We start from the raw sequence: 25,148 nt of genomic DNA on the forward strand, positions 1-25,148 counted from the left end.
CATCACCACAGGTGAGCAGGCCTTTTCCGGCGGTACTGCCAGTCCGCCGGAGGTACGCTTCAGGCATGGCGGAACCCACCACGGCAGCTGACCTCGACCTGCGGCTGGTCCGGTACTTCGCGGCCGTAGCGGAGCACCGGCACTTCGGCCGGGCCGCCCAGGCGCTGCACATCACCCAGCCGTCACTGAGCCGTCAGATCCGGCGCCTGGAGCAGCAGCTGGGCGCGCAGCTGCTGGACCGTACCCCGCAGGGCACCCGGCTGACCGGCGCGGGGGAGGTCTTTCTGCCGCTCGCCAGGTCGCTGCTGCGGTCCGCCGCGCAGGCGGCGGCGCGCACCCGGGCCGCCGCCGAGCCCAGCCGGATCACCGTCGGCTACCTCACGCAACTGATCGTCACCCCGGCCGTGCGCGAGCTGCGGCGCCGCCATCAGGAGGCCGACGTACAGACCGTGCACCTGGAGTGGAACGACGCGCGCGCGGCACTGCTCGACCACCGGGTGGACGCGGTGGTGGCCCGGCTGCCGTTCCCGACCGAGGGGCTGCACATCACGGTCCTGTACTCCGAGCCCCGGGTGCTCGTGGTGCCGCGTGACCACCGTCTGGCGGGCAAGGAGTCGGTGACCCTGGACGACGTCGCCGACGAACCCCTGCCGCAGGTGCGGGGCTCCGACCCGGCGTGGAGCGCGTACTGGCGCATCGATCCCCGGCCGGACGGCCGGCCGGCGCCCGGCGGTCCCTTCATCGAGGCCATGGAGGACAAGTTCGAGGTCGTCGCGGCGGGGGAAGCCGTGGCCATCTCGGCCGGCGGCGGCATCAACCGCCTGCGCCCCGATCTTCTCGCGATCCCACTGGAGGGCGTCGAGCCGAGCCATGTGGTGCTGGCGACCCGCGCGGACGAGCGCAGCCGCCTGGTGGCGGACTTCAGCACCTGCGCCCGGGCCCTGCTCACCGGCCCGCTCCCGGCCGGCGCGCCGGACAGTGCCTAGGACTGGGTCCGGCTCCTGTGCTGACAGCTGCTGACAACTCGTCAAAATCCGTGTCGCACAAGCGACGTGGCGCCCATCGGTTCGGCCTGTAGGAGCGGTGTCGGCGTCCTGTAGGAGTGGTGTCGGTGTCCCGTCGGCGCCCCCGGCAAGGATGGCCGCACGGCACCGATCCCGGAGGTCCACCATGGCCGACACCATCCGACCGCACCACTCGCGCACCACCTCGGTCCTGATCTCCGGCGCGGGCATCGCCGGGTGCGCTCTCGCCTATCGGCTGGAGCGCTACGGCTTCCGTGTCACCGTCGTCGAGCGCGCCCCCGACTTACGCGCCGGCGGCCAAGCGGTGGACGTGCGCGGCAGCTGGCGACGCCGCCGGGCACCGCGTATCCGCCCGCCCCTCCGCAGTGGTCGGTCTCGTGGGCGTCACACCGCCGGTTCCGCCCAGAGGTCGGGCGGGATGACGCCGACGGACCGGCCGTGCGGGTCCAGGAGTCGCCCGAGCAGCTTGTCCTGGCGCAGGGTGATCACGCGGTCGACGATGTCGAGGCTCGGGTGAGCGGTGGCGAGCTGGGTCTCCAGGCGCAGCACGTCGCTGACGGAGTGCAGGCTGGCCTGGAGAATCAGGTTGTGGGGTCCGCTGACGGCGGCGCAGTTGCGGGTTTCGGGCAGCCGGATGAGGGCGTGGCCGATAGCGGGGAGGTCGGTGGGCGGGACCTTGGCCCAGAGGGTGACGGCGACGGGCCAGCCGCCGAGGGGGCGGGCGAAGTCGCAGCGGAACCGCAGGAGGCCGCGGCGGGTGAGCTGTTCGATGCGGCGTTTGGCGGTGGAGAGGCTGACGCCGAGGTCGTCGGCCAGCTTCTGGTAAGGGGCGCGGCCGTCGTGCGCGAGCCGGGTGACGAGAGCGCGGTCGAAGGGAGTCATCTCGCCGGCGTCGACGGCCGCGGGCCGCTCCGGGGGCCGGCCGGTCAGCTGGGCGCGCTGGTCGGGGGCCAGGGCGGCGATACGCCAGCGGCCGCCCTCGGTGAACATGTGGGTGACGATCCGGGCCTGCACGGTGGCGATGCCAGGCAGGTGCGGGAGGAGGTCGAGGGTGTAGCGGGACAGGGCCGGCAGGTCGCGGGTGGCGACGGTGGCGAGGATGTCGTGGCTGGCGGCCGCGCGGTCGATCGTGACCATGTGGGGGTGGGCACTCAGTGTCCGGGCGACCTGGGCGGTGGCTCCCGGAGCACAGTTGATCACGACGAAGGCCACACAGATCCGCTCGAACAGACGGGGGCCGGGGGAGAACTCCACCCAGGCGGCACCCTCGTCGGACAGCCGGCTGAAGCGGCGGGCGACCGTGACCGGGTCGACGCCCAGGACGCGCCCCAGCTCGGTCCAGGAGGCCCGCGGCCGTAGCTGCAGGGCACTGATCAGAGCCAGCTCGTCCTCTCTCAGCAGCCCGGGTGCGTCATCCTGCATGGTCCGTCCTCACAAGACAGAATCCTGCGTTACACGGTTTCCGCGCGCCATTCTCCCATGGTGGATCTCAAGAGCCCGTACCCGGCGGGTGTGGAGGAGGACCGGCTGATGGCATTCGGCGACTACCAGGACGAGATCTACCTTGACGGGCTGCGCGGGGTGGTGCCGCGCTTCCCGATGACCTACGACGAGCTGGAGCCGCTGGCTCAGGCGGCGATGCCCGCCTCGGTCCGCTCCTACGTCGCGGGCGGCGCCGGCGACGAGCACACCCAGCGGGCCAACGTCACCGCGTTCGAACGCTGGGGTCTCGTCCCGCGCATGTTCGTGGGAGCCACAGACCGGGACCTGTCCGTCGACCTGTTCGGGATGCGCCTGCCCTCGCCGCTGTTCATGGCCCCGGTCGGCGTGATCGGGCTGTGCGCGCAGGACGGCCACGGCGATCTCGCCACCGCCCGCGCCGCCGCCCGCACCGGGGTTCCGATGATCGCCTCCACGCTGACCGTCGATCCGCTGGAGCAGGTCGCCGCGGAGTTCGGTGACACCCCGGGCTTCTTCCAGCTCTACACCCCTACCGACCGGGAGCTGGCCGAGAGCCTGGTCCACCGTGCCGAGCAGGCCGGGTTCAAGGGCATCGTGGTCACCCTGGACACCTGGATCACCGGCTGGCGCCCCCGCGACCTGAGCACCAGCAACTTCCCCCAGCTTCGCGGGAACTGCCTGGCCAACTACACCAGCGATCCCGTCTTCCGCTCCCGCCTCGACCGTAGCCCGGAGGACGACCCCCGGGCCGCGGTCGCCCTGTGGGCGCGGATCTTCGGCAACCCGCTCACCTGGGACGACCTGCCCTGGCTGCGCTCGATCACCGATCTGCCGCTGATCGTCAAGGGCATCTGCCATCCCGACGACGTCCGCCGCGCCAAGGACGCCGGAGTGGACGCCCTCTACTGCTCCAACCACGGCGGACGCCAGGCCAACGGCGGCCTGCCCGCCCTCGACGCGCTGCCCGTCGTGGTCGAGGCGGCGGACGGTCTGCCCGTCCTGTTCGACTCCGGTGTCCGCACGGGAGCCGACATCGTCAAGGCCGTCGCGCTGGGCGCCACCGCCGTCGGTGTCGGCCGCCCCTACGCCTACGGTCTCGCCCACGGCGGTGAAGCCGGCATCGTCCATGTCCTGCGGGCCCTGCTCGCCGAAGCCGACCTGATCATGGCGGTCGACGGCTACCCCACCCTCGTCGAGCTCACCCCTCAGACCCTTCGGCGCGTCGCCTGACTCCGGCTCCAGTACAAGAATCGAGGGCAGCAATGACCGAGCGATCCACCGTCCGTAGCGTGACCTACGACCTGCTGCGGAGCCTGGGACTCACCACGGTCTTCGGTAATCCCGGCTCCACGGAACAGCCCTTCCTGCAGGACTTCCCCGAGGATTTCACCTATGTCCTGGCGCTGCAGGAGGCGTCCGTCATCGCGATGGCCGACACCTTTGCCCAGGTGACCGGCCGTCCCGCGGTGGTCAACCTGCACTCCTCGGCCGGAATGGGCAACGCCATGGGCAACCTGGTCGCGGCCTACCACGGAAACACGCCCCTGATCGTCACCTCCGGACAGCAGCATCGGGAACTGGTGATCGGGGAGCCGTACCTCGGCAACCGTGAGGCCACCACCCTGCCGAAGCCGTGGGTGAAGTGGTCCTACGAGCCGGCGCGCGCCGAGGACGTTCCCGAGGCCTTTATGCGGGCCTACGCGGAGGCGTTGCAGCCGCCGGCGGGCCCCGTCTATCTGTCGATTCCCATGGACGACTGGAAGCGGCCCCTGTCCGGCTTCACCCGGGTGCGGACGGTGAGCGTTCGCGTCGCCCCTGACACGGAGCGGCTGCGCGGTTTCGCCGAGCGCATCTCCGCGAGCCGTCGTCCCGCGCTGGTGTTCGGGCCGGAGGTCGACCGCGGCGGCGGCTGGGACGCGGCCGTCGCGCTGGCGGAGAGGCTGCGCGCCTCCGTCTACGGCGCCCCGCTGCTGGACCGGGCCTCCTTCCCCGAGGACCACCCCCTGTTCGGCGGCCCGCTCGGGATGTCCGTGAAGACCGTCAGCGACCGGCTGGCCGGACACGACCTGGTGGTCGTGATCGGTGCGGAGGTGTTCCGGTACTACCCCTACGTGCCGGGGGACTACCTCCCCGAAGGCACCGACCTCCTCCAGATCACCGGCGATCCGGAGGTCGCCGCGGCGGCACGTGTGGGCGACAGCCTCCTGGGTGATCCCAGGACGGCGATCGAACTGCTCGTGGACATGGTCGACGAGGGTTCGACGCGGACCGCTCCGGAGCCGATGGCGCGCCCCCATGAGCTGCCGCTGCAGCCGAACAGTCCGCTCACCCCACCGGAGGTCTATGCCTCTCTGAGCAGGGTCCGGCCGCCGGACGCGGTCATCGTCAACGAGTCGACCTCCACGATGGCCCAGCAGTTCGAGTGGCTTCCCACGGTCAGGACCGGATCGTTCTTCGCCACGGCCAGCGGAGGAATCGGCTGGGGTGTCCCCGCCGCGGTCGGTGTCGCGCTCGGCGACCGGGACAGGGGCGTCGAACGGCCGGTGGTCGGCCTGATCGGCGACGGCTCCTTCCAGTACTCCGTGCAGGCCCTCTGGACGGCGGCCCAGCACGGCCTTCCGATCGTCTACGTGGTCATGCGCAACCGGGAGTACTCCATCCTCAAGTCCTTCGCGGAACTGGAGGAGACACCGGGCGTTCCCGGACTGGACCTGCCGGGGATCGACATCGCTTCCGTGGCCCGCGGCTTCGGATGCCGTGCGGTCGACGTGGAGACCACCGAGGACCTGGAGCGCGAGTTCGCGGCGGCCCTGACCGTCGGCACCGCCACCGTCATCGTGGTGTCCACGCAACCCAAGAAGGCGATGTTGTAGTCCGTCCGGCCCACCGAGGGAACCCGGTGACCGGCTATACGGCGAGGGTGGCGTGCATCTCCCACACGAGGATCTCGGCGGACTCGGTGGCGCTGACCCGGTGCCCGCCCGTAGCGGTGAAACGCGCAGCGTCGCCCTCGCCGAGTTCCCCGGCGTCCTCGAGGTCCACCGAGCCGCGAGCGACGAACACATGCAGGTACGGGGCCTCGGGCAGGACCACAGGCTGTCCGGGCCGCAGCCGTGCCGCGTACAGCGCGGCATGCCGGTTATGGATCCGGATGGCGGTGGCGTCTTTGTGCCGGTCCATGCCGGACGCCACCGTGACCAGTCCTCCGGAGAGCAACTCACCGTCGATCTCCAGCTGTTCGTATCCCGGCGTGATGCCGGCCTCGTCCGGCAGGACCCACATCTGGACGAAGTGCACCGGGTCGGTGGGAGGTTCGTCGGTCGACCGGTAGGAGTCGTTCTTCTCCGAGTGCAGGATGCCGGTGCCGGCGCTCATCCGCTGGGCCAGACCGGGATGGATCACCCCGGAGTGGCCGGTCGAGTCCTGGTGTACCAGTGAGCCCTGAAGCACCCAGGTGACGATCTCCATGTCCTGGTGCGGGTGCGTGTCGAACCCCGTACCCGGCTGCACCAGGTCCTCGTTGTTGACCAGCAGCAGACCGTGGTGCGTGTTGGCGGGATCCGGGCGGTGGGTGCCGAGGGAGAACGAGTGCCGGGAGTAGAGCCAGGACAGCCGGCTCGTCGCCCGCCGGCCGGCCCGGCGCACGTCCATCTTGGGTGTCAGCAGTGTGTTCATGGTTCATACTATGCCCGCGTCACATGAATGTTCAAGTGATGGAGAGGGTCCGGCGAGCCCGGGGCCATGGGGCGATCCTCGATCTCCGTCCGTGACGGCGCTGCTGATACGCTCTCAAAATGGCCATCCCTGACAAGTCCCCGCAGGCGCACACGCATGCCGACTTGTGGCTCACGCCGGCCGAACAGGCGTCCTGGCTGTCGGTGGTCCGCCTCGTCACCCGGCTCCCCTGGGCCATCGACGCCCAGCTCCAGCGTGACGCCGGTCTGAGCATGATCGAGTACATGGCCATGGCCATGCTGGCCGAGGCCCCCGAGTGGACCTTGCGCATGAGTGAGCTGGCCGAGCGCACCAGTTCGTCACTGTCCCGGCTGTCGCACCTGGTGAGACGCCTGGAAAGCCGTGGCTACGTCCGGCGCGAACCGGACCCGGGCGACGGGCGTTTCACCAACGCCATCCTCCTGTCCGGGGGCATGAGGAAGCTTGAGTCGGCCGCGCCCGGCCATGTGGCCTACGTCCGTCACCTCATGGTGGACAACCTGTCCGGGGAGCGCCTGCGCCGACTCGGCCAGGACGCCGAGCGCATCCTGCAGCGCATCGACTCGCCCGTGCGCTGAGCGCGCCAGGGTGCGCGCCTCGTAAAGGGCCCCAAGCCGATCGACTGATCTCCACTGACGGTCTCGCGCCCTCCAGCAACTTGAATGTTAAAGTTACTGCCTGGGTTCGAGCTGGTCGACGGCAAGATCAGGCGCTTCGACTGCCATGCGGAGGGCTCCGTCATCGCCAAGTGGCTCGGTCTGGCCTGAGCGGGTTCACGGTCGGTGTGTGTCCCGTCCGACGGAGGTCGTGTTCGGGTGAGTGCGGTGCGGTCGGCACGGGGGAGGGCGCGGGCTGTCACGGCCCCTCGCCGCACCGCCACCGCACGGCCCGGCGTCTGCTGTCCGCCGAACCGCTATTCGTCCGCGGTCTCCGGCTCGCTGATCCGGCGCGCGGCCTCGACGACTGCCGAGCGGTGCAGGGCCAGCCGCTCCGGCGACCAGGACTGGCCGGCCGCCGCCGCGTCGGCACCTTCAGCGGCCCAGAACCACGCCTGCGCCACGGCGAGGACCATGGTCAGGAGATCGGTTGACTCCATTGCCCGGGTGACATCGCCACGCTGCTGCGCCTCGGCCACCTCGGAGGCCTTGAGCCGGAAGGCGTCCGGCTCAAGGCCCGTGGCGGAGGGGCGCTCCAGCAGCTTCCACAGCCGTAGGCGCATGAGATCCGGCCTGGCGACCAGGTGGTCGAAGATCGCGCCGGCGTAGCCGGGCAGGTCGTCGACGTCGAACGGCACCGACTCGGCACCCGCCGTCAGTGCACGCTGCAGCACCTCGTCGAACAGCTGCTCCTTGTTGCCGAAGTAGACGTAGATCAGCCGTTTGTTCACTCCCGCCGTCTCGGCGATCCGGTCCACGCGGGCACCGGCGATGCCGTAGGCGGCGAACTCGGTGAAGGCGGCGTCGAGCAGCCGGGTCTTGGTGGCGTTGGAGTCCCGTGACATGTCCCTCACCCTAGCAAGTAACTATCTAGTTATTGACATCGCTGACCCACGGGCTTACGGTCAGGTATCTATCCAGTTAGTTACATGACAGAGGAACCCTTATGGAACACCGCGCACTGGGCAGCCAGGGCCTGACCGTCAGCGACCAGGGCCTGGGCTGCATGGGTATGAGCGCGTTCTACGGCGCCACCGACGAGACCGAGTCGCTCGCCACCATCGACCGCGCGCTGGAGCTCGGGGTCACCCTGCTGGACACCGCCGAGAGCTACGGCCCCTTCGTCAACGAGCAGCTCCTCGGCAAGGCGCTGGCAGGCCGCCGCGAGAGCGCCGTGCTGGCCACCAAGACCGGCATCGAGATCACCGACGACGGCCGGATGCTCGACCTCAACGGCCGGCCCGAGTATGTCCGCCGGGCCCTCGAACGCTCGCTGCGGCACCTGGGCACCGACCACGTCGACCTGTACTACCTGCACCGCATCGACCCCAAGGTGCCCGTCGAGGAGACCGTCGGCGCCCTGTCCGAGCTGGTCTCCAAGGGCAAGATCCGCCACATCGGCCTGTGCGAGGCCTCCGCGCGGACCATCCGGCGCGCCCACGCCGTCCACCCGCTCACCGCGGTCCAGACCGAGTACTCGCTCTTCGAGCGCGGCATCGAACAGGACGGGGTGCGCGACACGCTGGAGGAACTGGGGATCGGCCTGGTCGCCTACTCCCCGCTGGGGCGCGGCTTCCTGTCCGGCGCGATCACCAGCCCCGACGACTTCGCCGAGGACGACTGGCGCCGGACCGACCCCCGCTTCCAGGGCGAGAACTTCGACCGCAACCTGGACGTCGTCCGCGAGGTCCGCCGGATCGCGTCCGGCAAGGACACCACCCCCTCCCAGCTGGCGCTCGCCTGGGTCCTGCACCAGGGCGCCGTCGCCATCCCCGGCACCAAGCGCCGCCGCCACCTGGAGGAGAACGTCGCCGCGACCGAGGTGACCCTCGCCCCGGAGGACATCGCCGCGATCGAGGCGGTCGCCCCGCACGGCGCGGTCACCGGCGACCGCTACGCACCCGAACTGATGGGGACGCTCAACGGCTGAGACCCAGCCGGCGACTCAGAAGATCCCAAAGATCCCCGTGCGGGGCCCCACACACACGGCCCCGAGTCCACACGCCCCGAAAGGTCCCCCCATGCCTCAGCCGGCCGTACGATCCCGCGTCACCATCGGCGCAACGACCATCACCTATCTGCCCGACGGTTTCGGCGCGCACAATCCCGACGTCCTGTTCCCCGGCGTGGACTGGACGATCCGCCCCGGCCACCTCGAGGACGGGCAGCTCGTCCTCTCGTTCGGATCCTTCCTGGTACACGCCGGGGACCAGCGGATTCTGGTGGACCTGGCCGTAGGGAAGATCGACGTGGACGTGCCGGGCGTCGCCCGGCTCAAGGGCGGTTCGCTGCTGCGGAACCTCGCCGCGGAAGGCCTGACTCCTGACGACATCGACACCGTGGTGTACACCCATCTGCACCTCGACCACGTCGGCTGGACCAGCGATGTCGCACCACTCCCGAACGCGCCCGCAGCGCACGCTCCCAGCGGCCTCACCTTCGCCCGGGCACGCCATCTCATGTCGGAGGACGAGTGGCGGTACTGGTCGACGCGGACGGCGACCATGGGTGGGCCGGACGCCGAGGCAGTGCTCAAGCCGCTCGACGGCGTCGTCGAGTTCGTCAGGAGCGGCGAGACCATCGCACCCGGCGTGACCGTAGAGGCCACACCTGGGCACACCCCCGGACACCTGGCGATCATCGTGCGGGATCCGTCCGGTGGCAGCGCCGGATCGGTCTACATCGTGGGAGACATCCTTCACTCCCCGGCGCAGGTCGGTGACCCCGCTCTGGTGTTCTCCTCCGACGTCGCTCCGGATCAGGCCCGAGCGGTGCGCGACCACGTGCTCCGGCGGCCGGACACCGTGATCGCCGCCGGGCACTTCACGGACGACGTGTTCGGCCGTGTCACGACGGTGGGCGACACGCACGCGTGGGCTCCCGTCGACGCCTCGCCCTCGTCCCGGTGACCGACCGGACAACCCGGCCCAGGCGCGGTCCGACCGCGCCCTTTCGACCAACCCCCCTCGCCGGGGCGCCGAACGCAATCGGCAAGCGAGCCACACGCGTTGAGGCCCCGGCGTCCTCAAGTCAGGAGACAGCCTCATGTCCGTGCCTCAGACGCCCCACACGTTCGGGGCAAGCACCACCGCCGCCGAGGTGATCGACGGCGTCGACCTGCACGGCCGCCGGGCCGTGGTGACCGGAGCCAGTTCCGGAATCGGCGTGGAGACGGCCCGGGCGCTCGCCGCGGCGGGCGCCGACGTCACCCTGGCCGTGCGCGACACCGAGGCGGGCGCCCGCGTGGCGGCCCGCCTGGCGGCGGAACTGCCGGCCACCTCGGGCAAGTTGACCGTGGGGCGGCTCGATCTGGCCGACCGGTCGACGGTCGCGGCGTTCGTGGCCGCCTGGCACGGACCGTTGCACATCCTGGTCGGCAACGCCGGAGTGATGGCCCTGCCTGAAGTCACCCGCACGCCTGACGGCCGGGAGACGCAGTTCGCCGTCAACCACCTGGGTCACTTCGCCCTCGCCGTCGGCCTCCGCCCGGCCCTCGCGGCGGCGGACGGCGCGCGGATCGTCTCGGTGAGTTCGATCGGCCACCTCTTCTCACCGGTAGTCTTCGACGACCTGGACTATCGCTTCCGTCCCTACGACCCGTGGACCTCCTACGGGCAGTCGAAGACCGCCAACATCCTGTTCGCCGTCGGTGCCGCCGAGCGATGGGCCGGCGACGGCATCACCGCCAACGCGCTGATGCCGGGCAACATCGGCGACACGTCCCTCGCCCGGTACATGGGGCCGGAGCAGCTGGCCGACTTCATCGAGACGACGGGACTCGCACTGCCGCCTCAGAAGTCGGTCGAGCAGGGCGCCGCGACCTCGGTGCTGTTGGCCGCATCGCCGACGGTGGAGGGCGTCACCGGCCGCTATTACGAGGACTGTGCGCAGGCCGAGCCGGTCGCCGGACGCGATGGTGCCATCGCCGGCGTCGCGCCCTACGCCCTGGACCGTGAGAACGCCGACCGGCTGTGGTCCTTGTCCGAGCAGCTCATCGGCTGACGTACTACGACACCACGCCATGGCCTCCCGCTCGAACCTCGGCGCGGGAGGCCATGGTGCTTGAGCCTTCAAGTCACGCAGGGAGGGTGTCTGTACGGTGGAACGCCCCACCCCGGCTCCCCGTCAGGAGTGGACCTGGGAGCCGTAGCCGAGGTCGAGGCGGACGGATTCGAGGATCACAAAGGCGTTGCTGGCCGTGTAGACGTCGGCGGCGGCCAGCACGCCGGTGTACTTCTTGACGACCGGGCCGCTGGCGTAGTCGACGATCGCGTCCTGGTAGGTCTTCACGGCGGCCCAGGTGTTGTTGCCGTACCTGGTGAAGTACGGGGTCGGGTCGACGGTGTTCATCGCGGCCTTGACGTTGTCGACGATGTCGGTGACGTACTGCTGGTGGACGGCCATGTCGTGGCGGGAGCCGAGTCTGCCCATGTGCCCGGCGATGTGGTGGCGCCACGGGTAGGACAGGGCCTTGGCCGGGGCGGCGATGGAGCCGGGGACGTCCTCGTTGAGGTTGAAGCTGTTGAACGGCACCCAGCCGGGCAGGCTGATGTCGACGAGCATGAGCGTGTCGTGGTCCGGGAAGTGGATGTAGATGTTGTCCGGGGTGTGGTTGGTGCCCTGGTAGGCGAGTTCGATGCGCTCCCCGCCTATGTGCAGGGTCTTGCGGTCCCTGAAGACGACGTCCGGCGCCGGGCGCGTGGGGTCGTTGTCGCGCAGCAGCAGCCGACGGGTCTCGACATGACCGATCCGCTCCACGTCGCGGCCGAAGAGGGACGAGGCGCCGAGGTGGTCGGCGTGGTGGTGCGAGTACACGATGTGGGTGACCTTGCGGGGCAGGCCGTTGGCGGCGGCGACCTCGTCGATGGCGCGCTGCAGATTGCCGCCGATGGTCGGTGGCGCGTCGAAGAGCACGACACCGTCCCTGGTGCTCAGAAACGCGGCCTGATAGGTGCCGTCGGTGATCCAGTAGAGGTTCCGTTCGATCAGCCCGACGTGGTAGCCCTGCGCGTTGACCGCGGGGCCGATGGCCGAGGGCGGGATCGGGGCGTAGTCCGGCAGGTCGGGTGAGTCGGCGGAGGCCGGTGCGGCCGAGGCGCCGCCCACAAGGGCGGAGAGCGCCGGGACGGCTGCGACCGCCGCGGAGCGGGACAGGACCGAACGGCGGTTCGGGGAGGAGTCGAGCACGGACATGGTCGTGACTGCCTTTCGTGCGGCGTGGGTGGGCCGGTCGGTCGTGCGGTTCCAATGAGCCGGGGGCCGTGGACCCTTCGGGCGGGCCGGATCAGTAGATGCGGGTGTAGCCGCCGTCGGCGGCGATGAACTTCGCGGTGACGAACGCGGAGTCGTCGCCGGTGAGGAACAGCACCGTCCCGACGATGTCCTCGGGCGTGGCGACGCGTTTGATCGCCTGCTCGTCTGCGAGCAGCGCGTCGATGCCGGGCGGCATGCTGCCGTCGGCGACGGTCTCGTCGATCAGGGGAGTGCGGGTGAACGCGGGCGAGACGGCGTTGACCGTGATGCCGTAGGAGGCCAGGTCGTTGGCCAGTCCGCTGGTGAGTCCGAGGATCCCCGCCTTGCTCGCGAGGTACGGGGTCATGTCCCGGGTGTTGGTGTAGATCGCCGAGGAACTCATGTTGACGATCCGCCCCCACTCGCGCTCGCGCATGTCCGCCGCGAACGCGCTGGACATCAGGAAATGGGAGTCGAGGTTGGTAGACAGGACGCGGCGCCACCGGGCGAAGTCGACGTCCTCCAGCTTCGCCATCCCGGCGATGCCGGCGTTGTTCACCAGGATGTCGGTCGGCCCGCAGGCGGACAGCACCGCCTCGTGCAGCGCGCGGACCGCGGCCGGATCGGAGACGTCGGCGGTCAACGGCACGCAGCTGCCGCCGGCCTCCTCGATCTCCTGTCTTGTCCGCTCGGCCGCGGTCAGGTCCACCGCGACGACGGTCGCGCCCCGGCGTGCCAACCCACGGGCGATGGCCGCTCCCAGACCGCGCGCCGCGCCGGTGACCACCGCGACACGTCCCAGATGGGTGGCCCACGGAGCGGTCCCAGCCGCAACTGATTCTTCTGACATGTGAGTTCTCCTCGGGACGGCAGGCGACGGCGCATGCCAGCCAGTTGAATCTTCAAGTCGAACCCTAGACCGCATGGACTTGAATATTCAAGTCAATCGGCCGGGCTGACTCGCCAATGGCCGGATATGCGGACCGCTACGGCCACTCCGTTCAGCGGGCGGGGGAGTCGATACGTCCGAGGATGCGCTCGGCGTCCTGCCCCAGTCGGCGCAGCCGTTCGCCGGAGAGGTTGTCGACGACCAGATGGCGCACATACGCCACATGGCCCGGGGCGGCCGACTCCAGTTTGCTCATCCCGGCGGGCAGAAGGATCGCATTGGTGAAGCGGCCGTCCGTAGGGTCCGGCTCACGTCGTACGTACCCGCGGCCTTCGAGCCGCTTCACCAGGTGCGACAGCCGGGACAGGGAGGTGCTGGTGTGCTCCGCGAGGGTGCTCATCCGCAAGGTCCACTCGGGTGCGTCGGCGAGCATGGCGAGCGTCATGTACTCGACCATGCTCAGCTCCGCCTCCCGTTGCAGCTGGGCGTCGATCGCCCAAGGGAGGCGCGTGATCAGCCGGACCAGGGACATCCACGACGACAACTCCGCGGGGGCCAACCACGGGTCGGCGTGTTCGCCAGCGGGCGGTGACGTGTCCGAGGAGCTCATTTCGCGAGCGTATCAGTGCCGCACACCCGGCGGGCGGGCAGCACTCGCCGCTGCCGACCGCCGTGAAGGGACGTACATTCGGACAGGTGAACGGGGCGCCCCGGCGCATCGCCCCGTCGACGGAGCGTACCGCCGCTGAGCGTCTGCTGGAGTGTGCCCCACCAGGGTCTGTCCGATAGTCAGTCGTCGGCGCGGGGAACGCTCTAGTGTCCTCGCTTGTGACTGAGCTTTCATCGCATCATCGTGCGACAGCTGATGCCTACGATGCCGTCGCCGTGCGCTACGCGGAATTGTTCCGCAATGCGCTCGACGATCTTCCGTTGGATCGCGCGGTGCTCGCCGCGTTCGCCGAAACCGTGCGCGCAGCCGGCCCCGGGCCGGTCGCCGAACTGGGCTGCGGCCCTGGAAGTACGACTGCACACCTGCGGGATCTGGGGCTGGACGTCTTCGGTGTCGACCTGTCGCCCGTGATGATTGATCTTGCCCGCGAGAGGTACCCGGACCTGCGGTTCGAGGTCGGTTCCATGGACGCTCTGGAGTTGGCTGATGACCGGCTGCAAGGAATTGTGTCCTGGTATTCGGTCATTCACACCCCACCGCAGAGCCTGCCCCCGTACTTCGCCGAGTTCAGGCGGGTGCTCGCGCCCGATGGTCGGCTCCTGCTCGCTTTCTTCGAGTCGGAAGGTGAGCCGGCCACGGCGTTCGACCACAAGGTGACGACGGCCTACCGGTGGCCGATCGACAACCTCGCGGGGCTGGCCGGCGAAGCCGGCTTCATCGAGGTCGGCCGGATGCTGCGTGAACCAGGTGAGGGGGAACGGTTCCGCCGTGGTCATCTGCTGATGCGCCTGGAGAAGTAACTCAGGTGATCTCGGATGCCGCCATCGATGGCCAGGAGTGCGGCGGACTCCGCACCGTGGGAGCGGCGACTCCTGAGCCGTGAATGGTGGTGCGGTGAGCGGGCGGAGCTCTCTAAGGTGTGCATCGCGAAGGTCCACTGATCGGCCCGGAGGTGCCATGACCCTGCGGATGAGGTTGTGCACGATCACGCTCGACTGCGCCGATCCGTCGGCTCTGGCGGCGTTCTACCAGCAGGCCACCGGCCTTGAACCGCACCCGAAATCAGGCGACGACTTCGCCTGGCTCGACCGTGGGGACGGGTTCTTCATCGGATTCCAGCGAGTCGACGACTACCGCGCTCCCCGCTGGCCGGATCAGACCGTGCCCCAGCAGATCCATCTCGACTTCGCGGTCGACGACCTGGACGAGGCGGAGGCCCGGCTGCTGGAACTGGGCGCGGGCAAACCGGAGCACCAGCCGAACGAGGCCAGATGGCGGGTCCTCACGGATCCGGCCGGACATCCCTTCTGCCTCGTCAGAGAATGACGCGACACCGACTCCGTACGCCCCTGCATGCGGCTGCTGGTGGGCCCTCGTCAAGTGATCGCGTTGCCCAAGCGAAGATCATCACAGCCGAGGCCACTCCGGCCGGTGGGGTTGGGCTGCGATGAGGCGGCCATCTGCGCAGGGGACTTCGTGAGCCGACGACCATTGCTGTTCCTGGACGTCGACGGGCCGCGCAACCCGAACGCGACGCCGCCCGGTAGGTGTCCCGAGGACTACGTCATCGTCCACGTCCCGACCGAGGCACGCCCCTCCGGCGCGGTCGGAGTCCCGCGGTTCTCCGTGCGCCCGGAGGTGGTGTGGCTCAATCCCGCCCACGGCCGGGCTCTGCCGGCCCTCGGGTTCGAGCCGTGCTGGGCCGGCGCCTGGATGAGCGACGCGAACCGGTGGATCGGCCCGCCGGTGGATCGGCCCGGTCCTCGGCCTTCCGCCCTTGCCGTTTCGTCGGCTTCGGCGACGCCCTGATGCGAGAGCGCCCAGACGGAGTTCATGGGAAGTCCGCACCGCTTGTCGCCTACGCCGACGGTCGGCCCTTCGCCTGGGTGGACGACGAGCAGACCGATGCGGACCAGATCACCGCCACTCATCGCGCCCGGGCCGTACTCCACCACGTCCACCCACGCACGGGCCTACGGCAGGAGACTTCACCGCCCTGGCCGACGTCGCCGCCGCCCTCAGCGATCCCGCCGCTACCTCGTGAGCCCAGGCCTGCCCGCATGGCTCGGCGTAGGGACAGCCTTCAGGCGGGGCGGCGGAACAGGGCCGTCCAGAGGAAGGGTTCTCCGAAGCACGGGGACTCGGGTGGTTCGTCGTGCATGCGGCGCAGCTCGAGCTCGGTCAGATCGGAGAAGATCCAGCGCAGGGACTCCGGCGTGTAGGCGAGGCCGCCGTGGAGGCGGGACTCGCGATAGAAGGCCGCGTCGGGGAGTTCGGAGCCCATCTCTCCGGAGGCGAAGCAGGTGAGCACGAAATGGCCGCCGGGGGCCAGCGTGCGATCGAGGAGGGCGAGATAGCTGACGCGGCGGTGCGGCGGCAGGTGGTGGAAGCAGCCGGAGTCGTAGATCAGGTCGTAGGGGCCGCCAAGACCGTCCGCCGTGAGGTCGAAGGCGTCGCCGCAGCGGAAGCGGACGTCGGCCCCCACCTCGCGGGCGCGTTCCTCGGCCCAGGCGATGGCCGTCGGAGAGAGGTCGACGGCGTCCACCTCGAAGCCCAGGGAAGCGAGACGGAGGGCGTTGCGGCCCGGACCGCAGCCCAGGTCGAGGGCACGGCCCGGAGTGATCAGGCCACGGTGGAGGTACGACACCAGGTTCTCGTCCGGCTTCGCCACGAAGAACGGCACAGACTTCGAGCGGTCGTTGTAGAAGTCGTCCCACCAGGAGGCCGCGTCCGTCGTCCAGCGGTCGGCCTCCGGTGCGAACAGGCCGTCCAGGAGCCTCAAGACGTCGTCCACGGTGCGAATGTCGCGGTGCATTCCGCCCCCTTTCCAGAGACGGAAGCTTAGGCAGGCGCGACGCGAAAGACCAGATCAGACGGCATGAGGGCAGGGCGCGTGGTGGCTGTACAACGAGCTCCGGAATGGGAGGGCGACACTCCTTTGGGGGGACCGGGGGCGGGCGCGCACAGACCCCGCGGAAAGCCGTCAGAGGGCCAGTCTCCGCGTGGCCGAGGGGACTTTCTTGAATCAGCTGATCACTCGGCCGCGCAGGATGATGCGACTGGGGTGGGCCGGCACCGAGCCGTCGAGAGTCGGGTCGGTGTCATAGGCGACGAGGTCGGCGGGGCCTCCGTCGACCAGTCCAGGCAGCCCCAGCCAGGCTCTGGCCGCCCATGACGCCGCCCCCAGCGCAGTCTCGACCGGCAGGCCGGCGCGAACAAGCCATTCGACCTCCGACGTGACCCTGCCGCACGGGAAGCTGTCGGTGCCCGCGAGCACCGTGACTCCGGCCTCGTAGGCGGCCCTTACATTCGGCAGCATGCCCTCCCAACCGCTCAACCACCAGTCGCGACGGGCGCTCGGCTCCTCGGCGCGCCTTCGTTCGGCTCCGGCACCGAAGACGCTGAGCGTCGGTACGAAGACGGTGCCCTGGGAAGCCATCCGGTCGATCAGCTCAGGAGCGAGGTGCATGCCGTGCTCCAGGCTGTCGACGCCTGCCTCGACGGCATGGCGACTGCCCTCGGCGGTCTGGCAGTGAGCGGCCACGCGACCGCCGGCCGCGTGCACCGCTTGCACGACGGCGGTGAGAACGTCCTGAGGCAATGGCGGTTCGTCGTGCTTCCAGTCCGCGATGACCTTGCACCAGCCGGAGGACGCCTTCGCCTCCTCGACGGCCGCCTGCACCAGGTCCGCTTCGCTCACATCACGCCCGAAACCGGGGAAGAAACGGCCGGGCGTGGCCAGCCAACGGCCGGCTGAGCGAACCCGCGGCATCCCCGCATCCTCGTTCACCCAACTCGGTATGCGCGCGGCGGACCCGGGCGTCCGCACCAGCAGTACGCCGGCGTCGCGATGGTCGGTCAGATGCCGGCGGAGCGTCTCATCGCTGAACGGGTCGTCCAGGTCCTCGGTGCCCGGGTGCGTGTGCACGTCCACCAGGCCGGGCAGCAGCCACCCGCCGTCGACGACGAGATCCGCGCCGGGGACCGGTTCGGTCCGTAGCCGGTCGCCGTCGATCCAGAAGGAGCGCTCTTCCCGCTCCGGCAACACGATGCCGCGCACCTGGAGTCCCACCCGCGAGCCCCCCGCATCCCGATGAGCCGATTCACTGATCGTACTGGTGCGTCGCCAGAGCGGAACTGATCCCCGCATTCGGCGTGTTGGCAGCCCAGCGCTGGATCGGCTGCGAGCTGGGCCGGCTGACTTTGCCCTGCCCATGACGGCCGAAACCCACCCGCATCGCTCCGATAGCATGATCGGATCACGATGAGCGCCCTCATCACCCGTCCTTCACCGGAAAACCAGGCTATACGGCACGAAGAGTGACCTAATCAACTGACAACTAACAAATCGGCCAAACAATTGATACCTAGAGCATCGCGGGTGTTTTCGCGAATAAATTTCAGAACTGCGTTCGCCGCGTGGCGTCAACCACGGGTCATGCTGTGGACCGCGGCAGGTGTGGTGACCCTCGGGTTCCTGATCGCGCTGGAGATCGCAGCGCGTAACTACGGCCTGCCGGGACCGATCGCCAGCCAGGTGCGAGAGGTGGTGTTCCCGCCCAAATCCGGCTTTCTGCTGTACGGCAGTCTGGCGTTGATGATGGTGGCGCTCACCTGGCGGCAGCGGTTCATCGCGGCAGGTGTCGCGGTCGGCATCGACGTCGTCATCCTGCTGGTGCGATGGGTGGCCGGCATCGAGGTGACCGAAGGCCACCCGTTCGGCAACGGCGCGCTGTGGGTGATGTTGGGCTGTGCGGTCATCGCCGTCACGCGTCGCACCGGCCAGGAACGTGTCCTGCTGCTGAAGGGCGTCGGGCTGGGCCTGCTGCTGGTGGCGGGCCGTAAGACCGGCGACATCTGGCTCCTCATCACGTCGAAGACCCGCCCGGCGGTGCTCGACCAGTATGTGGCAACCGCCGATCACGCGCTGGGCAACCCGTCGTGGGTGGTGGGCCGGATGGTCGCGGCCACCGGCCCGATCGGCGCCCACCTTCTCGACTTCGTCTACGGCCAGCTCGCGGTGGCCGCGGTCGCCGTCGCGGTGTTCCAGCTGCGCAACGTGGCGGTCGAACGCCGCTTTCCGCGCCATCACCTGGTGCGCACCTTTCTGGTCATCGGTCTCCTCGGGCCGGGCATCTACATGATCTTCCCGGTGGTCGGACCGGTCTTCGCCTACGGCGCCGACGGCGGACACTGGGCGGTGGCCGACGTATGGCCGCGCACGCCGCCGCACATCGGCAGCCCGCACCACATGCCGTTCGACGGGATCACCCCACGCAACTGCATGCCCAGCCTGCACACGGCGTGGGCCACCGCGATTTTCATTCATTCCCGCAAGGGCCCACGGTTTCTGCGGTTCGCAGGCGCCTTCTGGCTGATCGCCACGCTCGGCGCAACGCTGGGATTCGGCTACCACTACGGCGCCGACATCGTTGCCGGTGTGGTGTTCGCGGTCACGATCGAGGCAGGGCTGCGCTCGACCGAGCGTGGCTGGGATCGCCCGGGAATCCAGCTTGTCGCCTATGGCGCAACGGTCTTCACCGCGCTCCTGGTGTCATATCGCTATCTGCCGGTGGAGCTGGCCGGACATCCCTGGGTGTTCGGACCACTTCTCACCCTGGCGATGACCTCCGTGGTCAACGGCTACATACGGACCATCAAACTGTGGGAGCCGAAGGCTGTGCCGGCGCTGCCGTCGGAGCCGCAACCCGAACTACGAGCTGTCCAGTAATGATGTGACTCTTGGCCTGCGTCAGTTTTCCGTCTCGTGTTCGGGTGGCGGACCGTCGCGGGTGGACGCGCGAGCGAAGGCGGCGATGTCCCGGAGGCTCGGCCGGTATCCGTTCGAGGTGTCCACGGTCAGGGTGGGGACGTCCAGGGAGATCGGCACGAAGGACTGGAGCGAGTGCTCTCCGGCGGCGATGGCCTCGAGCAGATCGTGGTCGCCGTGAGCGGCACGGTGAGCGTCTTCCCGGGTGCGCCGGACGATACGGTCGTGAGCGACGTCGGCGGCGGTGGTGCACCGGATGACGCGGAGGTGCGCGAGGCCGGTGAGCGGCTCAAGGCCGGGCCGCCACAGCCGGTCCTGGAAGGCCGCTTCGGCGACCAGCGTGACCCCGGCCTCCAGAAGCACCTTCAGCGTGGCGAAGAAGGCGCCGAGGGTGGGACGGTTGAGCGGGTCGTCGCCGCCACCGCGGTAGCCGGGGTGGGACATGACCATGCCCTGCTTGATCTCGTCGCGGATGACGGCGGGGCAGCCGAGGGCACGCGCGAGTTCGTGCGCGAGCGTGGTCTTCCCCGTCCCGGGGCCGCCGCTCACGACGATCAGGGTCGTCGTGCTCATGGCGCCTGCCCGGACGTCAACATGGGGCTCCCGTTCGTGGCGTCGTCCTGTCAGGGCGAGGCGGAGGGCGGTGAATCCGGTCTCGCGGGGACGGCGACCGGGAGTGAAATGCGTACGACGGGGACCGTCACTTCGAGCATAGGGGGCGGCGTGGTCGCATGCTGTGATCTTGGCGGCGCCGCAGCGGGCTGGGAGGATTCGTCCCAGCGGTGAGCAAGCCGGTCGTGGTCCTGGTGCTGGTCGAAGGCACAGGATGAACGCACGGAGTCCTACGAACGGGAGCCCGGCGCCGGCTGTGATCGCCTGCCTGATCCGCCCTCGCCAAGGGACGCGGAGCGGAGCTTGCGTTCGGCACCGAGCGGAACGTCTACGCCGAAGGCTTCGACTACTTCGAATCGTCGATCAGGCCATGCGTGGTGCCGGCTGAGGAGCCCCGGGTCCGCAGCGGCGGCCCGGACGCGATCGAGCCGCCGGAGTCCTGGGCGGCGGATTGGAAGGCCGCCGATCCCGACGATTCACCGTCTGACAGTCCGTTCGCGGCCCAGACCGAGCCCGAGAAGGGCGCCTGCCCGGCTCTTCCCTGGTCAGGCGCCCTTGTTCGGTGTCTAGAAGAAGCCCAGCTTCTTCGGCGAGTACGACACCAGAAGGTTCTTCGTCTGCTGGTAGTGCTCCAGCATCATCTTGTGGGTCTCGCGGCCGATGCCCGAGCCCTTGTACCCGCCGAACGCGGCGTGTGCCGGGTACGCGTGGTAGCAGTTGGTCCACACACGGCCCGCCTGGATGGCGCGGCCCGCGCGGTACGCGGTGTTGACGTCCCGCGTCCAGACGCCGGCCCCGAGCCCGTACAGCGTGTCGTTGGCGATCTTGATGGCGTCGTCGAAGTCGTGGAACGACGTCACCGACACCACAGGCCCGAAGATCTCCTCCTGGAAGATCCGCATCCGGTTGTCGCCCTCGAAGATCGTCGGCTGGACGTAGTACCCGCCCTTCAACTCGCCGTCGTGCTCGATGCGCTCGCCACCCGTGAGGACCTTCGCGCCCTCCTGACGGCCGATGTCCAGGTACGAGAGGATCTTCTCAAGCTGGTCGTTCGACGCCTGCGCGCCGATCATCGTCTCGGTGTCCAGCGGGTGCCCGGCCTTGATCAGCTCCGTACGGGCGACGGCCGCCTCCATGAACTCGGCGTAGTGGCCCCGCTGCACCAGCGCCCGCGACGGGCACGTACAGACCTCGCCCTGGTTGAGCGCGAACATCGTGAAGCCTTCCAGCGCCTTGTCGCGGAAGTCGTCGTTCGCCGACCATACGTCCTCGAAGAAGATGTTCGGGGACTTGCCACCGAGCTCCAGGGTCACCGGGGTGATGTTCTCCGAGGCGTACTGCATGATGAGCCGCCCCGTCGTGGTCTCGCCCGTGAACGCGACCTTGGCGACGCGCGGGCTGGAGGCCAGCGGCTTGCCCGCCTCCACACCGAAGCCGTTCACGATGTTCAGCACGCCCGGCGGCAGCAGGTCGGCCACCAGGCTCAGCCAGTAGTGGATGGAGGCCGGGGTCTGCTCGGCCGGCTTGAGGACCACCGCGTTGCCGGCCGCCAGGGCCGGTGCGAGCTTCCACGTGGCCATGAGGATGGGGAAGTTCCAGGGGATGATCTGCGCGACCACGCCGAGCGGCTCGTGGAAGTGGTACGCCACCGTGTCGTCGTCGAGCTCGCCCAGCGAACCCTCCTGGGCCCGGACGGCCCCCGCGAAGTAGCGGAAGTGGTCGATGGCGAGCGGGATGTCCGCAGCCAGCGTCTCCCGGACCGGCTTCCCGTTCTCCCAGCTCTCGGCGACCGCGAGCTTCTCCAGATTGGCCTCCATCCGGTCGGCGATCTTCCGGAGGATGTCGGAGCGCTCGGTCGCCGACGTACGGCCCCAAGCGGGCGCGGCGGCGTGCGCCGCGTCCAGCGCGCGCTCCACGTCCTCCACGGTCCCCCGAGCGATCTCCGTGAACGGCTGCCCGTTGACCGGAGTCGGATTCTCGAAGTACTGGCCGCGGGCCGGCGGCACATACTCACCACCGATGAAGTGGTCGTACCGCGCCTGGTAGGAGACGATCGCACCCTCGGTGCCGGGCGCTGCGTAACGGGTCATACGGGTCTGCCTCCCGGGAAAGCGCTGCCCGCCGTTGGGCAGCTCTCGGCGCGAGGCTAGGCACGCGCACGTTGCGAGTACGTTGCGTCCCGGTCGCGGCCGTTGCGTGTGCGGGCGCGAGGCACGCTGCCGGGCGTTCGGCCGCCCGGCGCCTCAGCGAGGTGCCGCCGGACGTGCCCAGCCCACGGGTGCCGCCAGCTCCGACTCCAGCTCGTCGAGGCGCGCCCGTACGGCCGCTGCCGGCCGAACCGCCGCGAGCGCCCGCCAGACGTCGAGGTCGTCCTCCCCCCACGGTGCGTGAGCCCAGCCGGCCAGCAGGTCGGGGTCGCGGCGGGCGATGAGCGCCGTCCGCAGCCCGTCGGCCAGCCTGCGCCGCAGCAGCGCCACCGCCGGTGCCAGCGAGCCCGGCAGCAACGGTCCCGGGTACGCGCCCGCGGCCTCCGCGAGCGCGCCCGCCGCCAACCGGCGTTCCACGACCGCGACATCGGACTCGACCGGAGCCGTCAGCCGATACGGACGAGAGGCCAGCAGGCCGGGCCCGAGTATTCGGCGCAGCCGTGCCAGCTCGGCGCGCAGCGTCACCGGTGTCACCGACTCGTCCTCGTACAGCGCGCACAACAGTTCGTCGCCGCTCAGTCCCTCCGGATGCCGGGCCAGCAGCACCACGATCTCGCTGTGACGGCGACTGAGCCGGATCTGCCGGCCGCGTGTGCGCAGCCGCGCCTCGTCGCGCCCCAGGGCGGTCAGCTCCACCGTGTCCGCCGGAGCCTCGGGCGGCGAGAGCAGTGCCAGCTGGGACTCGGCGGCCCGCGCCACCGCCTGCACGAACCCCAGGCTGTGCGGGTGCGCGAGCCCGTCCCCGCCGGTGATGTCCAGCGCGCCGAGCACCCGGCCGGTGCGCGGATCGTGCACCGGCGCCGCCGCGCAGGTCCAGGGCTGGACCCGGCGGATGAAGTGCTCGGCCGCGAACACCTGCACCGGCCGGTCCACCGCGACGGCCGTCCCCGGCGCGTTCGTCCCGACCGCCGACTCCGCCCAGCGCGCTCCCGGCACGAAGTTCATCCGGTCCGCCCGCCGCCGTGTCGCCGGGTCGCCCTCGACCCAGAGCAGCCTGCCCTGTGCGTCGCACACCGCCAGCAGATGTTCGCCGTCCGATGCGAACGGGCCCATCAGCTCGCGGATCAGCGGCATCACACGTGCCAGCGGGTGTTCCGCCCGGTAGGAGCCGAGGTCGCCGCCCACCAGTTCCACGGGCGCGGTGCCGTCCGGCCCCACACCCGCCCGAGCAGAACGCCGCCACGAATCGGCCACCACAGGACGCACCTTCCGCGCGACCGTGCCCGCCGCGGTGAACGTCTCGTGTGCGCGACGCAGCTCCCGCACCCGCTCGACGGGATCGGTCCCCGGCTCCAGCGCCACCCACGGATCGGTCAATGCGGCCTCCCGGGACGGTGATGGGGTCGGGGACATCGTCACTCCCGGCGGGGCCCCCGACAACCGTCTCGACAGGCTTCCGCCCGAACGAGGTCGGGGGAGCCGCACCGCACCCGAACCCGTGTCCATGTGCCCTGCCGGCCCACGGCGCCGCCTTCCGGCTCAGCTTGATCTAGCGCGGAACCCCGGGGGTGAACGACTCCGTTGGGAAATCTGCAAACCAGACTGGGTGATCAGGCTGCCAGGTCGAGGGTGGAGAAGTGCGATGTGCGGGTCTTCCCCAGTGGTATGCCGATGAGCCAGGCGTCCAGGCGAATGAGAGGTGTGGATGACCGTACGGCTGTCAAGCCCGTGATTATTGGGGTTTGGTTCCCATCGCGGTGACAGATCAACTAGTACGATGGCCCGTATCAAGATTGTCGTGCAAGTGAAGCTGACGCCGGAGGCCGAGCAGGCCGCCGCGCTGTCGGCGACCCTGCGCACGGTCAACGAGGCTGCGAACTGGGTGTCGGAATTCGCCTTCGCGCACGGCGTGCCGCGTGAGTACGAGTTGCGCAAGCACACCTACGCTGAACTCAAGGCCCGTGGTCTGGGGGCACAGGCTGCCCAACACGTGATCAAGAAGGTTCGCGACTCCTACACGACGCTCAAGGCCAACATCCGCGCCGGGAACCTGGGAAAGCCGGGCTCCAAGCGGCGGACCAAGGCCGAGACGAAGCCGGTCGCCTTCCGGCCCGAGGCGGCGCAGCCCTACGACGACCGCTGCCTTTCCTGGCAGTACGACGCGCAGACCGTGTCGATCTGGACTACGGCCAAGCGCATCAAGAACGTCCGCTTCACCTGCTCCGCCGGCGCGCTCAAGACCCTTCGGGAGTATCGGCAGGGCGAGTCGGACCTGATCCAGCGCAATGGGGCGTTCTATCTGATCGCCACCTGTGAAGTGCCGCAGGCCGAGCAGTACGAGCCGGACGGCTTCACTGGGGTGGATCTCGGCATCGTCAACATCGCCACCACGTCCACCGGCTACCAGGCCGCCGGGCGCAAGCTCAACCGGTACCGCAAGCGGCAGGCCGCCTTGCGCAGGAAGCTTCAGGCCAAGGGTACCAAGTCCGCCCGCAGACGGCTGAAGGCGCGTTCCCGCAAGGAACAGCGCCACGCCAAGAACACCAACCACATCATCGCCAAGACGATCGTGACCGAGGCTGAACGCACCGGACGCGGACTCTCGCTCGAAGAGCTGAAGGGCATCCGCACCCGGGTACGGCTCCGCAAGCCCCAACGGGTCGCGCTCCATTCCTGGGCCTTCGCCCAGCTCGGAGACTTCATCGTCTACAAGGCGCGACGGGCCGGAGTCCCGCTCGTGTTTGTTGACCCTGCCTACTCCTCGAAGGAGTGCGCGGAGTGCGGACACGTGGACCGGCTCAACCGCGTCTCCCAGGCCAAGTTCGTATGCCGGTCGTGCGGCGTCGTTGCGCACGCCGACCGGAATGCTTCCCGCGTCCTCGCCCACCGCGGCGAAGACGTGTGGATTGCGGGGCGTGAGTCACGCGTCCCTGCCACCCCATAAAGGGGTGACTGGACGGAGGAGCCAACCC

General features: G+C 69.5%; 22 protein-coding genes and 2 pseudogenes. 13 read left to right on the forward strand and 11 right to left on the reverse strand.

All coding sequences use genetic code 11. The features are described from left to right. Nucleotides 1–65 precede the first annotated feature (65 nt). Both ACFY2Z_RS07800 and ACFY2Z_RS07805 read left to right on the forward strand, forming a co-directional pair. Nucleotides 66–986, forward strand: a complete 921-nt coding sequence (locus tag ACFY2Z_RS07800) for a LysR family transcriptional regulator (protein ID WP_390743282.1) — start codon at nt 66–68, stop codon at nt 984–986. Between the two features lie 184 nt (nt 987–1,170). After that, nucleotides 1,171–1,284: pseudogene (locus ACFY2Z_RS07805) on the forward strand (hypothetical protein); the annotation flags it as partial. A 125-nt stretch (nt 1,285–1,409) separates the two neighbouring features. Here ACFY2Z_RS07805 and ACFY2Z_RS07810 read toward each other — a convergent pair. After that, nucleotides 1,410–2,447 (reverse strand): Lrp/AsnC family transcriptional regulator, encoded by a 1,038-nt coding sequence (locus tag ACFY2Z_RS07810; RefSeq protein ID WP_390743283.1) that lies wholly within the window; start codon nt 2,445–2,447, stop codon nt 1,410–1,412. Nucleotides 2,448–2,555: 108 nt separating this feature from the next. Between ACFY2Z_RS07810 and ACFY2Z_RS07815 the strand changes: the two genes are divergently transcribed. Together ACFY2Z_RS07815 and mdlC are read left to right on the forward strand one after the other, a co-directional pair. After that, nucleotides 2,556–3,716: an alpha-hydroxy-acid oxidizing protein gene (locus ACFY2Z_RS07815; protein WP_390743527.1), complete on the forward strand. Its 1,161-nt coding sequence runs from the start codon at nt 2,556–2,558 to the stop codon at nt 3,714–3,716. 32 nt (nt 3,717–3,748) lie between these two features. Then, nucleotides 3,749–5,359 carry a benzoylformate decarboxylase gene (gene mdlC / locus ACFY2Z_RS07820; protein ID WP_390743284.1) on the forward strand — a complete coding sequence of 537 codons (1,611 nt, stop codon included), beginning with the start codon at nt 3,749–3,751 and terminating at the stop codon, nt 5,357–5,359. Nucleotides 5,360–5,393: 34 nt separating this feature from the next. Here mdlC and ACFY2Z_RS07825 read toward each other — a convergent pair whose 3' ends face one another. Next, on the reverse strand, nt 5,394–6,161 hold the full coding sequence (locus ACFY2Z_RS07825; protein ID WP_390743285.1) for a pirin family protein: 768 nt from the start codon (nt 6,159–6,161) through the stop codon (nt 5,394–5,396). 119 nt (nt 6,162–6,280) lie between these two features. Here ACFY2Z_RS07825 and ACFY2Z_RS07830 point away from each other — a divergent pair, with 119 nt between their 5' ends. Beyond that, complete coding sequence (locus tag ACFY2Z_RS07830) at nt 6,281–6,778, forward strand: MarR family winged helix-turn-helix transcriptional regulator (RefSeq protein ID WP_390743286.1); 498 nt, start codon at nt 6,281–6,283, stop codon at nt 6,776–6,778. A gap of 335 nt (nt 6,779–7,113) precedes the next feature. Here ACFY2Z_RS07830 and ACFY2Z_RS07835 read toward each other — a convergent pair whose 3' ends face one another. Beyond that, on the reverse strand, nt 7,114–7,701 hold the full coding sequence (locus tag ACFY2Z_RS07835) for a TetR family transcriptional regulator (protein WP_390743287.1): 588 nt from the start codon (nt 7,699–7,701) through the stop codon (nt 7,114–7,116). A 101-nt stretch (nt 7,702–7,802) separates the two neighbouring features. On the opposite strand from ACFY2Z_RS07835, the gene ACFY2Z_RS07840 reads away from it, so the two are divergent. From ACFY2Z_RS07840 to ACFY2Z_RS07850, 3 genes are all read left to right on the forward strand, one after another. Next, nucleotides 7,803–8,786 carry an aldo/keto reductase gene (locus ACFY2Z_RS07840; protein WP_390743288.1) on the forward strand — a complete coding sequence of 328 codons (984 nt, stop codon included), beginning with the start codon at nt 7,803–7,805 and terminating at the stop codon, nt 8,784–8,786. Between the two features lie 91 nt (nt 8,787–8,877). After that, nucleotides 8,878–9,765, forward strand: coding sequence for an MBL fold metallo-hydrolase (locus ACFY2Z_RS07845; protein ID WP_390743289.1), 888 nt, complete (start codon nt 8,878–8,880; stop codon nt 9,763–9,765). A 136-nt stretch (nt 9,766–9,901) separates the two neighbouring features. Then, the gene (locus tag ACFY2Z_RS07850) at nt 9,902–10,858 is read left to right on the forward strand and encodes an SDR family NAD(P)-dependent oxidoreductase (protein WP_390743290.1); all 957 of its coding nucleotides are present in this window, start codon (nt 9,902–9,904) and stop codon (nt 10,856–10,858) included. Between the two features lie 123 nt (nt 10,859–10,981). Here ACFY2Z_RS07850 and ACFY2Z_RS07855 read toward each other — a convergent pair whose 3' ends face one another. The 3 genes from ACFY2Z_RS07855 to ACFY2Z_RS07865 form a co-directional block, all read right to left on the reverse strand. Continuing rightward, on the reverse strand, nt 10,982–12,049 hold the full coding sequence (locus ACFY2Z_RS07855; RefSeq protein WP_390743291.1) for an MBL fold metallo-hydrolase: 1,068 nt from the start codon (nt 12,047–12,049) through the stop codon (nt 10,982–10,984). A 91-nt stretch (nt 12,050–12,140) separates the two neighbouring features. Beyond that, entirely contained in the window at nt 12,141–12,938 is a 798-nt protein-coding gene (locus tag ACFY2Z_RS07860; protein WP_390743292.1) for an SDR family NAD(P)-dependent oxidoreductase, read from the reverse strand. A 151-nt stretch (nt 12,939–13,089) separates the two neighbouring features. Then, nucleotides 13,090–13,587: a MarR family winged helix-turn-helix transcriptional regulator gene (locus tag ACFY2Z_RS07865; protein WP_390743293.1), complete on the reverse strand. Its 498-nt coding sequence runs from the start codon at nt 13,585–13,587 to the stop codon at nt 13,090–13,092. A 218-nt stretch (nt 13,588–13,805) separates the two neighbouring features. On the opposite strand from ACFY2Z_RS07865, the gene ACFY2Z_RS07870 reads away from it, so the two are divergent. From ACFY2Z_RS07870 to ACFY2Z_RS07880, 3 genes and pseudogenes are all read left to right on the forward strand, one after another. Beyond that, nucleotides 13,806–14,447, forward strand: a complete 642-nt coding sequence (locus ACFY2Z_RS07870) for a class I SAM-dependent DNA methyltransferase (protein ID WP_390743294.1) — start codon at nt 13,806–13,808, stop codon at nt 14,445–14,447. Nucleotides 14,448–14,604: 157 nt separating this feature from the next. After that, nucleotides 14,605–14,973 carry a VOC family protein gene (locus ACFY2Z_RS07875; RefSeq protein ID WP_390743295.1) on the forward strand — a complete coding sequence of 123 codons (369 nt, stop codon included), beginning with the start codon at nt 14,605–14,607 and terminating at the stop codon, nt 14,971–14,973. Nucleotides 14,974–15,123: 150 nt separating this feature from the next. Next, nucleotides 15,124–15,691 (forward strand): annotated as a pseudogene (locus tag ACFY2Z_RS07880) (hypothetical protein). 39 nt (nt 15,692–15,730) lie between these two features. Here the strand turns inward: ACFY2Z_RS07880 and ACFY2Z_RS07885 are convergent. Next, nucleotides 15,731–16,462: a class I SAM-dependent methyltransferase gene (locus ACFY2Z_RS07885; protein WP_390743296.1), complete on the reverse strand. Its 732-nt coding sequence runs from the start codon at nt 16,460–16,462 to the stop codon at nt 15,731–15,733. Nucleotides 16,463–16,672: 210 nt separating this feature from the next. Then, complete coding sequence (locus tag ACFY2Z_RS07890) at nt 16,673–17,719, reverse strand: amidohydrolase family protein (protein ID WP_390743297.1); 1,047 nt, start codon at nt 17,717–17,719, stop codon at nt 16,673–16,675. A 366-nt stretch (nt 17,720–18,085) separates the two neighbouring features. Between ACFY2Z_RS07890 and ACFY2Z_RS07895 the strand changes: the two genes are divergently transcribed. Then, nucleotides 18,086–19,378, forward strand: a complete 1,293-nt coding sequence (locus tag ACFY2Z_RS07895) for a phosphatase PAP2 family protein (RefSeq protein WP_390743298.1) — start codon at nt 18,086–18,088, stop codon at nt 19,376–19,378. A gap of 21 nt (nt 19,379–19,399) precedes the next feature. On the opposite strand, the gene ACFY2Z_RS07900 is transcribed toward ACFY2Z_RS07895, so the two are convergent. The 3 genes from ACFY2Z_RS07900 to ACFY2Z_RS07910 all read right to left on the reverse strand — a co-directional run bounded on the left by ACFY2Z_RS07900 (nt 19,400) and on the right by ACFY2Z_RS07910 (nt 23,553). Next, the gene (locus ACFY2Z_RS07900; protein WP_390743299.1) at nt 19,400–19,990 is read right to left on the reverse strand and encodes an AAA family ATPase; all 591 of its coding nucleotides are present in this window, start codon (nt 19,988–19,990) and stop codon (nt 19,400–19,402) included. Between the two features lie 605 nt (nt 19,991–20,595). Then, complete coding sequence (locus tag ACFY2Z_RS07905; RefSeq protein WP_390743300.1) at nt 20,596–22,119, reverse strand: aldehyde dehydrogenase family protein; 1,524 nt, start codon at nt 22,117–22,119, stop codon at nt 20,596–20,598. 153 nt (nt 22,120–22,272) lie between these two features. Then, complete coding sequence (locus ACFY2Z_RS07910; RefSeq protein WP_390743301.1) at nt 22,273–23,553, reverse strand: GAF domain-containing protein; 1,281 nt, start codon at nt 23,551–23,553, stop codon at nt 22,273–22,275. A gap of 400 nt (nt 23,554–23,953) precedes the next feature. Here ACFY2Z_RS07910 and ACFY2Z_RS07915 point away from each other — a divergent pair, with 400 nt between their 5' ends. Further along, nucleotides 23,954–25,120, forward strand: a complete 1,167-nt coding sequence (locus ACFY2Z_RS07915) for an RNA-guided endonuclease InsQ/TnpB family protein (RefSeq protein ID WP_390743302.1) — start codon at nt 23,954–23,956, stop codon at nt 25,118–25,120. The last annotated feature ends 28 nt before the right edge of the window (nt 25,121–25,148 follow it).

This window comes from Streptomyces sp. NPDC001222, from assembly GCF_042896945.1.
GTDB lineage: Bacteria > Actinomycetota > Actinomycetes > Streptomycetales > Streptomycetaceae > Streptomyces > Streptomyces gibsoniae.